The sequence below is a fragment of the Fannyhessea vaginae DSM 15829 genome (assembly GCF_000159235.2).
In the GTDB taxonomy this organism is placed as follows: Bacteria; Actinomycetota; Coriobacteriia; order Coriobacteriales; family Atopobiaceae; genus Fannyhessea; species Fannyhessea vaginae.
In genome coordinates this window covers 307,681-319,782 of record NZ_ACGK02000001.1, presented here as the reverse complement: position 1 = coordinate 319,782, position 12,102 = coordinate 307,681, and the positions used below count along the sequence as shown (strand labels likewise).

Annotated in this window: 16 protein-coding genes; 2 read left to right on the top strand and 14 right to left on the bottom strand. The window is 45.7% G+C overall.

Annotation, left to right across the window (positions count from 1 at the left end):
* Nucleotides 1-161: 161 nt before the first annotated feature.
* The 12 genes from rplX to rplC form a co-directional block, all read right to left on the bottom strand.
* A complete protein-coding gene (rplX, locus tag HMPREF0091_RS01365) occupies nt 162-482 on the bottom strand; it encodes a 50S ribosomal protein L24 (RefSeq protein ID WP_010241542.1) in 321 nt (106 codons plus the stop codon).
* A 14-nt stretch (nt 483-496) separates the two neighbouring features.
* The gene (gene rplN / locus HMPREF0091_RS01360; protein ID WP_010241540.1) at nt 497-865 is read right to left on the bottom strand and encodes a 50S ribosomal protein L14; all 369 of its coding nucleotides are present in this window, start codon (nt 863-865) and stop codon (nt 497-499) included.
* Nucleotides 866-938: 73 nt separating this feature from the next.
* Complete coding sequence (gene rpsQ / locus HMPREF0091_RS01355; RefSeq protein WP_006302380.1) at nt 939-1,205, bottom strand: 30S ribosomal protein S17; 267 nt, start codon at nt 1,203-1,205, stop codon at nt 939-941.
* An 18-nt stretch (nt 1,206-1,223) separates the two neighbouring features.
* Nucleotides 1,224-1,436 carry a 50S ribosomal protein L29 gene (gene rpmC / locus HMPREF0091_RS01350; RefSeq protein ID WP_006302379.1) on the bottom strand — a complete coding sequence of 71 codons (213 nt, stop codon included), beginning with the start codon at nt 1,434-1,436 and terminating at the stop codon, nt 1,224-1,226.
* A gap of 5 nt (nt 1,437-1,441) precedes the next feature.
* Complete coding sequence (gene rplP / locus HMPREF0091_RS01345) at nt 1,442-1,867, bottom strand: 50S ribosomal protein L16 (protein ID WP_006302378.1); 426 nt, start codon at nt 1,865-1,867, stop codon at nt 1,442-1,444.
* Entirely contained in the window at nt 1,867-2,577 is a 711-nt protein-coding gene (rpsC, locus tag HMPREF0091_RS01340; RefSeq protein WP_006302377.1) for a 30S ribosomal protein S3, read from the bottom strand. The genes rplP and rpsC overlap by 1 nt, the downstream gene beginning before the upstream one ends.
* 7 nt (nt 2,578-2,584) lie before the next feature.
* Nucleotides 2,585-2,944 (bottom strand): 50S ribosomal protein L22, encoded by a 360-nt coding sequence (rplV, locus tag HMPREF0091_RS01335; protein ID WP_006302376.1) that lies wholly within the window; start codon nt 2,942-2,944, stop codon nt 2,585-2,587.
* Nucleotides 2,945-2,959: 15 nt separating this feature from the next.
* Nucleotides 2,960-3,217 (bottom strand): 30S ribosomal protein S19, encoded by a 258-nt coding sequence (gene rpsS, locus HMPREF0091_RS01330; RefSeq protein WP_006302375.1) that lies wholly within the window; start codon nt 3,215-3,217, stop codon nt 2,960-2,962.
* Nucleotides 3,218-3,248: 31 nt separating this feature from the next.
* Nucleotides 3,249-4,085 (bottom strand): 50S ribosomal protein L2, encoded by an 837-nt coding sequence (gene rplB, locus HMPREF0091_RS01325; RefSeq protein WP_006302374.1) that lies wholly within the window; start codon nt 4,083-4,085, stop codon nt 3,249-3,251.
* Nucleotides 4,086-4,214: 129 nt separating this feature from the next.
* Nucleotides 4,215-4,520, bottom strand: a complete 306-nt coding sequence (gene rplW, locus HMPREF0091_RS01320) for a 50S ribosomal protein L23 (RefSeq protein ID WP_006302373.1) — start codon at nt 4,518-4,520, stop codon at nt 4,215-4,217.
* Nucleotides 4,520-5,146, bottom strand: coding sequence for a 50S ribosomal protein L4 (rplD, locus tag HMPREF0091_RS01315; protein WP_006302372.1), 627 nt, complete (start codon nt 5,144-5,146; stop codon nt 4,520-4,522). The genes rplW and rplD overlap by 1 nt, the downstream gene beginning before the upstream one ends.
* 37 nt (nt 5,147-5,183) lie before the next feature.
* Nucleotides 5,184-5,804, bottom strand: coding sequence for a 50S ribosomal protein L3 (gene rplC, locus HMPREF0091_RS01310; RefSeq protein ID WP_006302371.1), 621 nt, complete (start codon nt 5,802-5,804; stop codon nt 5,184-5,186).
* Nucleotides 5,805-6,268: 464 nt separating this feature from the next.
* Between rplC and HMPREF0091_RS01305 the strand changes: the two genes are divergently transcribed.
* Together HMPREF0091_RS01305 and HMPREF0091_RS01300 are read left to right on the top strand one after the other, a co-directional pair.
* Entirely contained in the window at nt 6,269-7,810 is a 1,542-nt protein-coding gene (locus tag HMPREF0091_RS01305) for a YARHG domain-containing protein (protein ID WP_006302370.1), read from the top strand.
* A 161-nt stretch (nt 7,811-7,971) separates the two neighbouring features.
* Entirely contained in the window at nt 7,972-9,120 is a 1,149-nt protein-coding gene (locus HMPREF0091_RS01300) for a serine hydrolase (RefSeq protein WP_006302369.1), read from the top strand.
* Nucleotides 9,121-9,343: 223 nt separating this feature from the next.
* Here HMPREF0091_RS01300 and HMPREF0091_RS01295 read toward each other — a convergent pair whose 3' ends face one another.
* Nucleotides 9,344-10,321, bottom strand: coding sequence for a DUF6574 domain-containing protein (locus tag HMPREF0091_RS01295; protein WP_006302368.1), 978 nt, complete (start codon nt 10,319-10,321; stop codon nt 9,344-9,346).
* Between the two features lie 181 nt (nt 10,322-10,502).
* Nucleotides 10,503-11,990, bottom strand: coding sequence for a zinc ribbon domain-containing protein (locus tag HMPREF0091_RS01290; RefSeq protein WP_010241529.1), 1,488 nt, complete (start codon nt 11,988-11,990; stop codon nt 10,503-10,505).
* Nucleotides 11,991-12,102 lie beyond the last annotated feature (112 nt).

Genomic DNA, 12,102 nt, shown 5'->3' with positions numbered 1-12,102 from the left:
CATGTTCACGCGATAAGTTATCACTTGACATATGTTTGCACAGCATACGTACATTGCACAACAAGTGAGTTACCGTAGCTAGCCACAAAAACTTTCATCTACAAAAAAGCTCCGAAGCGCGCATGGCTTCGGAGCTTTCGTATACATATATGCAGAAAAAGTTATTTGATCTCGGTACCAGTTTGACGAGAAATTCTCACCTTTGTACCGTCTTCAAGAACCTTAAATCCGCAGCGGCAAGGCTTGTCGGTAGAAGGATCAATTAACGCAACGTTAGAAGCGTCGATTGCAGCTTCTTTCTCAACAATACCGCCTTGTTGATTTGCCTGCGTTGGCTTTTGAGCTTTTTTAACCACTGCTACGCCTGCAACAACAACCTTGTTTTCGGAAGGCAAAGCACGAAGAATTTCACCGCGCTTACCCTTATCCTTACCCGAGATGACCTGAACTTGGTCTCCCTTTTTGAATTTCAATTTAGCCATGAGCATCTCACTTTCTAAAGCGTCTCAGGAGCAAGCGAGACGATCTTCATGTACTTGTGATCACGCAGCTCACGAGCAACGGGTCCAAAGATACGCGTACCTTTAGGCTCACCTTGCTTGTCAACCAAAACGCAAGCATTCTGATCGAACTTAATATAGCTGCCGTCTTTACGACGAGTTTCTTTTACAGTACGAACGACAACGCAGCGAACAACGTCACCCTTCTTTACTGAACCACCTGGGGTAGCCTCCTGCACGGCGCACATAATGACGTCGGCAAGGCCAGCATAGCGGCGCTTTGAGCCACCCAAGACTTTGATGCATTTGACGCGCTTAGCACCGCTGTTATCAGCGACGTTGAGCATGGTCTCCATCTGAATCATTGCTGTTCCTCCAACCCCTCCTCGTTTAGTATGTAGCACGTACACACTAAAACGAGATGGGCATCACAAATCGTTATTTAGCGCGCTCCACAATTTCGACAAGACGCCAGTGCTTGGTTTTAGATAAAGGACGAGTTTCCATAACGCGAACTTTATCACCAAGAGCACTTTCGTTGTTCTCGTCGTGAACATGAAGCTTCTTACTGATAGTCATCATTTTGCCATACTTAGGATGGTGTTTACGATACGTAATTTGCACCGTGATGGTCTTGTCGCCGGAAAGCGAGATGACCTCACCGGTGCGGACCTTACGTGCATTCCTGCTTTCGGTATCTGCCATAACTTATCTCTCCTGCAACTAGTTGTTTGCAGCTTTAGATGCTGCAAGTTGACGAGCACGTAACTCTGTTTGAACGCGCGCAATGTCGCGCTTAACAGCTTTTACACGAGCGGTGTTGTCGAGCTGGCTGGTTGCCATCTGAAAACGCAGATTAAAAAGCTCAGAACGACCGTCTTCGAGTTTTTGAGCGAGCTGCTCATCGGTCAGCTCACGAATTTCGGTGTATTTCATGTTGTCTACTCCTCCACATCCGACGTGGCACGGGCAACAACCTTGGTCTTGATAGGCATCTTGTGCTGTGCAAGACGCAATGCTTCTTTAGCCACTTCTTCAGACACGCCGTCGATTTCAAACATGATACGACCAGGTTTAACGACCGCTACCCATTCCTCTGGGTTACCTTTACCAGAACCCATACGAGTTTCTGCAGGCTTCTTAGAAATCGGCTTGTCCGGGAAAATTGTAATCCAAACTCTACCACCACGTTTCATGTAACGGGTGATTGCAATACGAGCTGCCTCAATTTGACGATTGGTAATCCAATGAGCTTCAAGAGCTTGAAGTCCATAGGAACCAAAATGCAACTCAGTATTACCCTTTGCATGGCCCTTCATGGAGCCGCGCTGTACTTTACGGTGAAGAACGCGCTTAGGTGCCAGCATTAGCGACTCCTCCTCTCATTGCGACGACGAGGACGGCTTGTTCCCTCTAATGCAGGGTTAGGAGCACTTTGTCCTGGAAGTTTCTCGCCTAAATAAATCCAAACCTTAATGCCTACTGCGCCCATAGTGGTGCTTGCAGTAGCTTGTGCATAATCAATCTTGGCACGAAGAGTGTGCAGAGGTACGCGACCTTCACGCGACCATTCAACACGACCCATTTCGGCACCGTTCAGACGACCAGAGCATTGAATACGAATACCCTTAGCGCCAGCTTTGGTGGCACCCTGAACTGCTTTTCTTACAGCACGGCGGAATGCAACACGGCCTTCCAACTGCTCTGCGATACGATCAGCAGTAAGTTGTGCGTCGAGATCGGGCTGTTTAATTTCTACAACTTCGACATTAACGTCGCCTTTGCCAACCTTGGCAATTTTTTGAACATCTTTGCGCAGATCATCGATCTCGGTACCTTTTTTACCAATTACAATACCAGGGCGCGATGTTAAGATGACGACTTTAACCTTGTCGCCGGCACGCTCAATTTCAACGCGAGAGAGAGCTGCAGAAGCAAGACGCTTCTTGAGATACTTACGAATTTCAAGATCGCTACCGACATTTTGAGCATAGTTATTTTTGCCTGCATACCAGCGAGAACGCCATTGCTCGGTTATGCCCAAACGAAAACCGGTTGGTTGTACTTTCTGACCCATACTATCTCTACGCCTCCTTTCCAGGTGCGACGACGACCGTAATGTGGCTCGTGCGCTTGTTAATACGAGAAGCTGAACCTTTAGCGCGAGGACGAATACGCTTAAGCGTAGGTCCTTCGTTTACATAAGCTGCTTTAACAACGAGCGTACGAGCGCGCAGGTTGTGATTGTTCTCGGCATTTGCTACAGCAGACTTTAAAACCTTAGTAACAGGCTCTGCAGCAGCGCGTGTAGAGAATTGAAGTGCTTCCAAAGCACGGTCAATAGACTTGTTGCGAATTAAATCAACAACCATACGTGCTTTACGAGGTGCCATGCGAACAAACTTAGCTGTTGCTTTTACCTCTTGAACTTGAGTGTTAGCCATAAACGTTTACCCCCTTTATGCCTTGTGGCCGCGGAAGGTACGAGTTGGAGCAAATTCGCCCAACTTATGACCAACCATAGACTCGGTAAGATATACAGGGACATGCTTACGACCATCATGGACAGCAATGGTGTGTCCTACCATCTCGGGAAAGATGGTTGAAGAACGTGACCACGTTTTAATGACGTCTTTTTTTCCTGCCTCGTTCATAGCGGCTACGCGCGCAAGGAGGCGAGTCTCCACAAACGGGCCCTTCTTGAGACTTCTGCTCATTTTGTAAATCTCCTCTTACTTAGGTATCCAACTATTTAGAACGACGACGACGAATGATGAGGCGGTTTGAAGCCTTCTTCGGGTCACGAGTCTTGTAACCCTTGGTTGGTTTACCCCAAGGTGTAACAGATGGACGACCAGAAGTGTGGTTCTTACCTTCACCACCACCGTGTGGGTGGTCTACAGGGTTCATAACCGTACCACGAACGGTAGGACGAACGCCTGCCCAGCGACGACGACCAGCTTTACCAACAACAATGTTGGAGTGATCGGCATTGCCAACTTCACCGATAGTTGCACGACAAGTGAGCAAAACGCGGCGAAGCTCAGATGACGGCATACGCAAAACTGCATAACCGTTATCTTTACCCATGAGCTGAATTGAAGTTCCAGCTGCACGTGCCATAGCTGCGCCTTTGCCAGGTTGGAACTCAACAGCATGGATGAGCGTACCTACTGGAATCTCGGACAGAGGCATCGTGTTACCAGGTTTAATATCTACATCTTTTGATCCAGAGAGAACCTGATCTCCAACATGCAAGCCTTCAGGGCATAAGATATATGCCTTTTCACCATCTACATAGTGAAGAAGTGCAATGCGAGCAGAGCGGTTTGGATCGTACTCGATAGTAGCAACTTTTGCAGGTACATCGTCTTTACGACGTTTGAAGTCTATTCTTCTGTACTTGCGTTTGTTCCCGCCACCTTGGTGACGAGTAGTAATGCGACCGTTGTTGTTACGACCACCTTTAGACGAAAGTGGCTCAAGAAGTGACTTCTCGGGCTCAGTGGCTGTAATCTCTGCAAAGTCAGAGACGGTTTGCCAACGTCTACCAGCACTCGTAGGCTTGAGGTGCTTTACTGCCATACTTTTCTTCCCTTCTTTCCGTTGGCCGATAAGCCTAGGGATTATCTTATCGACACCGGACTACCACGTTGCCGCGCGTATCCATAACGTGCGACTAAGTACCCGCTTTATTAAAAAGCGGGCGCTTGTTTACTCTTCAGAAGCTGCAGAGGAATTTGCAAATACCTCAATTTGCTCGCCTTCGGCAAGCGTTACTACAGCTTTTTTCCACTTACGGGTTTTGCCAGCAACATAACGAACGCGTTTTGTCTTAGGCTGAACCCACATTGTGTTTACTTTGGTAACGTGTACATTAAAAAGTTTTTCTACTGCGCTTGCGATCTCTTCTTTAGGAGCGCTTGCAGCAACTTCAAATGTATACTTTCCAGAACTCATCAAATCGAACGAACGCTCTGATACAACTGGACGAATAATTACTTCATAGGCACAAGTCATTAGCTGAGCGCCTCCTCAAGTTGTTTAGCTACATCAACAGTCATAACAAGAGCAGCATTATCGACAAGAATACGAGTGTTTACTTCGGATGAAGCATAGATAACTACCTTAGGAAGGTTTCTAAACGAAAGGTAAGTTTCAACATCATCATCGTCTACAACAAGCGTAACGCGCTTATTTTGAAGCTCAAGAGCTTTGATAATAGCAGCAGCTTGTTTAGTAGAAGCTTTTTCAAAAGCAAATTTATCAAGAACAATAAGCTCACCATCGGCAAGTTTGCCAGAAAGAACGCTTTTCATAGCAAGTTTTTTCTCTTTATTGTTGCTACGAAGTGCGTGTGAGTGAGGAGTGGGGCCAAATACAACGCCACCGCCTACCCATTGAGGTGCACGAATTGTACCTTGACGTGCGCGTCCAGTACCTTTTTGGCGGAACGGCTTTACACCACCACCAGAAACGGCAGAACGATTTTTAGTTGAGTGAGTACCCTGACGAAGGCATGCTTCGTATGCAACAACAACTTGATGCACAACAGGGATATTGGGCTCAATACCAAAAACGTCGGAAGAAAGCTCAAGTGTATCTGCGCTTTTCCCTTCTACGTTTTTTACTTCAATCTTTGACATCTTAATCTCCTTGGTAGCCTAGGGTTTGCTTTGGGCCTTAGGCCATACGGATCGAGACAAGAGCATTTTTGCCGCCAGGTACAGCACCTTTAACGAGCATAAGATTTTGCTCTTCGTCGATACGAACAAGCTTAAGATTTTTAACAGTTACACGCTCATCGCCCATGTGACCAGCCATGTGCAATCCTTTACGAACACGTGCAGGATATGAGCACTGACCAATGGAACCCGGCTCGCGCTGGTTGCGTGAACCATGAGCTTTAGGACCACAAGAGAAGTTCCAGCGCTTAATGGTTCCCTGGAAACCTTTACCCTTTGAGGTACCAATTACATCTACAGCAGCTACGTCTGCAAAATCCTTAACGGTGACGACGTCGCCGCATTTGTGATCTTCGCCGTTTTCAACGCGAACTTCTGCCAAATAACGAGCAGGCTCAACGTTGTGAGCTTTAAAGTGACCAGCCAAGGGTTTGTTAACGTGCTTAGCTTTAATGTCACCAAAGCCAATTTGAACAGCGTCATAGCCGTCTGTAGCTTTGGTCTTAACTTGTGACACCGTGCAGGGACCAGCTTGAATTACCGTTACAGGAACGATGTTATCGTTCTCATCCCATACTTGTGTCATACCGATCTTGCGACCAAGAATCGTTGTGACCATGTGTTTTCCTAACCTTCGGTGGTCATGAGACGTTTCGTTAGCATGCGCGCATTAAACGCACATAATAAGGTCTAAAAAACCTCACGTCTGCCAACAAGTGCACCCTACACTTTCCTCAGCGGACCACAACGTATATATGCTGCTTGAACTTGGCTTTTGTTGCGAGCAGTTGTCTTTAACACAGGATAAGACAAGCAACGAAATGCTAAATGTCCATAAAAATGCAGCTTTATTAGTCTACTAACTTTGAGGGCTGAACGCAAACTTTCACGAATAACTCATATTTTTGATCGTTTTGCTGTATTATCTATAGTAATTTGTGTGGGCAAAACGGTTATCACAGACAAACCATGCTGCCACAAATGATTACTTTGGTTTTGTTTGCTTGAAAAGCAAAATTGGTATCGCAACTATATTGTGCAACGAAAGTTTGTTGTACATCAAAAGAAAGGCTTGGCTAGCCCATGAGTACACCGTGGCAAGTTCTCTATCGTTTGGATGCAACTCAGACGAATATGCAGGATCATATTCATGTAAACAGTCCATGTAAACTAACTTGTGACGCACTCCAAATTCTTAACAATACACAAACGCACAAAACGTTTTTGCAGCTTAAGATTTCAAATCCGCTTGATGTATCACAAACTTCATGTGCGGCTAGCATTACCTTGCATGCGCATAACGGCCAAGACTATGTGTTTCCGCAAGAGCCTCTTGTGCTTTCGCTTGACGCACACGCTTCGTTTGAAATGGAGCCGCTTGAGATCTCGGTTCAAGATGTTGCGAGCGCAGATGTATATATATGGCAGAATTCAGATTCTCATGAGAGCAATTCCTTAGAGTCTGATGTGGTTGAACCATCTGTTAACCCTGCGGCTGGTGTAGTGCCCGAAGCCGTTAATCCTGCGGCTGGTGTGATGCCCGAAGTTGGTGTGATACCCGAGCCAGCTGTTGAGCCAACTGTTAACCCAACAGCAGACGTGATGCCCACCATGGTAATGCCTTCTGCTAACAATCTCGCAGACAACGACCAGGGTTTAACGGCGCAAACAGGCGCGCTTAACAGCGACTCGACAACCGCACAGCCTCATACCATAGGTTACGTGCAAGCCGCCAATACTCACGCACCCAAACAACAAACTCCAGCGCAAAAAAATAAGAAAAAGGTCATCGTTATTTCGCTTATCGTTGCGCTGGTTTGTATCGCTGCAATTGCCGCTGGTGCATTTTGGTATCTTCACACTCAGCAAGAGCAAAATCAGCAGCAAGAGCAAGCTGACCAAGACGCAACCTCGGAAGACAGCAGCGCAGATCAGTCGGACAACAGTCCAAGTAAAACTCCTGCTACGCTTTCTATCTCGTGCAATCCTTCCAAGCCTTTCTGGGGCATATGGGTTTACGAAAGCAACGACAAAAAAGACGCAGATGATCACGCGCACGATTTTACCTCTCACGGCTTTACCGCTATAACCGTTGATACCGCAACCATTCCCGAAGCAAAGTTTACCAAGAAATACGCCGTTACCGTCGGCACATGGAAAGACGAAGCTTCCACCAAAGACGCGATACAAGCGCTCAAAGATGCAGGATATGGAACATTTAAGCCCACGTATAGCGGAAAAATTAGCTCGTCATCGTCAGCTGCCAGCGTAACTCTTGAGTGTGTAAGCTCAACGGGGACAACACTTTCGGGTTCGGTAAGACGCGACGCAAATGGTTACGTACTCGCCGATTCAGATACTCACACATACACCGCGGAAGAAATTACAGCTAAAAACCTGACTCCAGCAGAGCTCTGTATTGCTTGGAACGAGCCATTTGCTCGCAAGGGCTATGCGTTTTCAAACGCAGGGCTACAGACCTACTTTGAGCGTAACTGCCCGTGGTACAAGTGCACACATGCCAGCGTATCTCTTCAGGGCGTAGAGGCTGCCAACAATGAGCTGTTTAAATCCTATGCTAAAGAACATAGCGATTTTAGTCCTTGGCTGTACTTAAAAGTTTAGTTTGGACGCGCGCGGTTTGGCGAAAACGTTAAAGCATAACGGTAAAAGAAATGGTATAAAAAATTGCCAGAAAAGATATGACGGCAAAGAGACTAATCACCTTGTTTAATTTCTCTTTGCCGCTTATGTTTGATGAACCAAGCAGGTAGATAGGCTCTTGTATGGCTGAGAAACAAAATCAAGCGACGAGCGTAGGTGTGGGCTCAGGTGAAACCAGTGCTGGTGCAGATGCAAGCCTGAACGCAGGCGTGAGCACAGATACAAGCGCGAGTGCAAGGACAAAGACAAACAAGCCAAACCAACTGAAAACCTGGTGCACTACTCACAAGCACGCGTTAGCGGTTACAGTTTTAGCAATTGTACTTTTGGTGCTTATCCTCGTATATGTATTTTCTTGTAATGCAGAACAATCAGCCAGATTGGTGCAAAACGCTTCAGACGTTGCTCCAAAAGCACAAATCGTACAAGATAGAATTGCAGAAAACGCAGACAGTACAGATGCCACCACGACAAATGAAATTTCAACAGAGCAAAGTGCGCCTCAAGAAATCAAAGAGCTTCAGCAACAAATTGAGGAGCTTACACAACCATACGGCTCGTCTGTTTCGGTGTGTATTATCGACGCTTCTAACGGAAACTATTGCCACGTAAACTCAGATAAAGCCTTTGTATCCGCTTCGATGATTAAACTAGCAGTATTATGCGAATATATGCATGCAGTTGACAATGGACAGCTGGACCCTGCAGACCGAGTTACGCTGAAAAACATGAAAGTAGTTGGAGGAACCGGCCTTATACAAACAGAACGTCACGCATCTTACTCGTATGACGAATTGTGCCGCTACATGATTATGTACAGCGATAACACAGCAACAAACGTACTTATCAACAAGCTGGGGCAAGACGCTATAAACGAGCGCGTTCAAGCTTTGGGGTGCAAGAATACTTCGCTGAATAGACAACTTATGGCACTTAATACTAATACCGAAAACTGGATAAGTGCACGTGACGCAGCTACCATTTTGTATAAATTTAAAAATGGTACAGCTGCAAGCAGCACCATATGCGCCAAGGCTTTGGAGTACTTAAGCAAACAAACAGACAACGAAGGAATGGCCGAAGGCATATCAAGTGGCGCATTTGCACATAAAACAGGCTCCTTGCGCTCAATGCGTCACGATGGGGGCATCGTTTTAGGTAAGCACCCCTATGTGATTGTCGCTTTATGTGATATTGGAGCAGGCAATGCCAATAGACTTATGAAAGAAATTGCGCAAAAAACAGACGCGTATTTTAGCCAGCTCGATTAAATAAAGGTTTGCGCACAAAGTAAGTGCTCCCCACTTGCATAAACCGAGCGTTCCTTGCACATCACCTAGTAACACTTGAGTGTAACTGAACAAGAAAAAGCGTGTTGCGCCCAAACGGGCGTAACACGCTTTACTTATATAATCACGAAGATAAACAAACATAAAGGCAATTCATCCAAAACATGCCCGAGCCTCGGAAAGCAAAAACCAAATTATAACCACTCTACAGGCGCATAAGATTATTTGCTATTGATCCCATTCCAGCAAAGAGCACGCTTAGAACAAAAATGAAGTAGATAACAAACGACACAAAAGAGCCAAGCATCACTAAAAACGAAACGTGCATAATGTCTTTTTGAGCAGGTTCTGCATCTTTAGCCGTTACTACAATGGTAGCTATAAAGAACAGCGGCCCCATGACGCACAACAGAATTCCGCTGAAAAATGAAAGCGAAATAAGATTGCAAACAAAAGCAATGCACACAAATAAGAAGTTCAAATTACAATACTGTGCAACCTTAGTAATGTATGCAAAAAAGCTTATAGACTTGCTGTGCGTCATCTTATATGCACCATATGAACATGCCAAGAAAATAAGCTCGCATATAAGCGTTACGAAAAACATCTTGACAATCACATCAAAGAAAAAGTTATTTGCTACGCCAGCTACCGTATGAGCAGCTCCGCCAAATTCGGGAAGAATACCCGATACAGCTCTTGACTGGTTATTGATAGCCGAAGAAATCGAAATAAACTGCATGAGCGAAACAATAAACGCCTGCAGCGCAAATGAAACAACACCATACATATGAGGGGCGTTGAGCTCTTGCGTTGGACGCTTCCATGATGCAACAAGCCAACCTAAAAAGTGGTTTGCGCGCGCTTTTGCCTGCTGCATTTCTTGCGAAGACATCACATCGTTAAATTTTGCAGCCGCCTGATTGGCAGCGTTTTCAAAATCGTGCGAAAAATCGGTAGCCTGGGGCGTTGTCTGACCTTGGTTAGCATTGTTTGCTGGGTTAGCTGCGGCGGAAGGGTTAGAAGATGCCGCTTGATTTTGTCCAGCTGCAGGTTGCTGGGGCGCCGCCTGATACGCAGCGTATGCCGAGGTATTAATTTTTACCCCACAACCTGGGCATTGAGCGTCACCAATACCTAAACCAGTCCCACACTTTGGACAACTAAACACTGTGTTTCCCATAATTCCTCACTTTCAAAGATACATCTTTGCAAATATTAGAGCATATCCAAGTTACACAACGCACCAAAACACATAAGACAACTTGTTAGCTCCATTTGACAAACTTGCTACATAGCTACATCTGACAACATCGGCACACAATTTAAGCTTAGCAAACGTTTAATGTCTGGTTATGCAAGCTCTATTGAGCTTTTTCTATCATCACACAATGCTTGGAATATTTGCCACCAAATATAGTCCCATCATCGCTTTGTGTTTCAATAGATACAACCAAGGCATCAACTTCACCACGACCTGCAACGCGCTTTTTTTCACCGCCATTGATAGTAATAGTTACACCGTTATCAGCATCGTTGAGCTCAACCGAAATATTGCCACCACGTTGAGCCTTTATGGTTGCCGTTTTCCTACCACTTAAATTGATGGATTTGGCACTACTTGAACTCGAAGCAGGCTCACTTGCAATACTATATGAGATATCTGCAGTTTCGTCATTAATGTCATTTATGGTCAGTGAGATGTTGTCGTGTCTAAAGAAATCATTTGTACTGGTATAGTCATACGTTTTCCCTTTCATATTCCAATCGACTTTAATCGTAGGATCGTCCTTGGTGCTGTGGTCTAGCGACCAGCCCTTATCGTTGGAAAATGTATACACATCAGACCAGGAATAATCCGTCTTACCATACCAATTTTCATCATGCGAAGTTACGTTGATAGTGCTAGTATATGTACCATTGTTATTTTGCAAATCGCTGCCTGAACATTCCACCTTGGATGAATAATTGTCCGACTTATCAACACCTTTTAACGGTGTTGTGGTGGCATCTTTAGGAGCTACAGCCATAGGAGCCAGCCCCTTCCACCCTTGCGGAGTTTTGGTTACCAATATATTAGTAACAAAGGTAGTTTCAAAGTTCTCATTAGCAATGGTTGCCTTAATTCTTGCTCTCATAACATGCGACGAATCTGCACCTACAGCCATATTACCGTATTCGGTACGTATATCTGCGGTAACGTCTTTTTGCTCTTCAACGACCACATCTTTAACGGTATACGTAGACGGTGCCACATATCGGCTGGGAATGATACCGCCTTGCATAAATTCGGTATCGCTACTTATAATTTGTTTTACGTCGTTAGGACCAATAAGACCCGAAAAATAGTTAAATACATTAAACGCAATAACAAGGACTACCACAATAGCTGCACCGATAAAGGCAAGGTTGCGATTTTTCTTTGAAGCAAAAAATGATGTGGCATGAGAGTTTTGAGCGCCTGATACAGAGCCGCTCGCTTGAGGTGAGGGCGACACAACGGGTGACACGGGCGATGCAGCAGGTGTGGCAACTGGCGACACAACGGGCGTGGCGGCAGGGTTTACCGTGGTTGCAGCAGGATCAACAGCACCCGCAACAGGATTAAACACAGGTTCAATAGCATCAGCCGAATCTATGTGAGAAGACGCGCCCGCCTGAACAGGAGCAACTTCTTGAGCGGACGGGTCAACGTGAGGGGTTACCTGATTGGAGCGTGAATTATCGCCAAAGCTATCAATAGAAGGAATGCCTGCATCTTCGCTAGAAGTTGGCTGAGGAAATTTATTACCGCAACGCATGCAAACGCTTGCATTGTCTTCTCTTGGCGCGCCACAACGTTCGCACTGCATAGAGCCTCTTTTCTCTTATATAGCCCCTATGAGGACAAAACAGCACATAAAGGCCTAGAATTTACCTGCGCACGAAGCGCATGTATTAAACTTGCTGCACGCGCAGAACTCA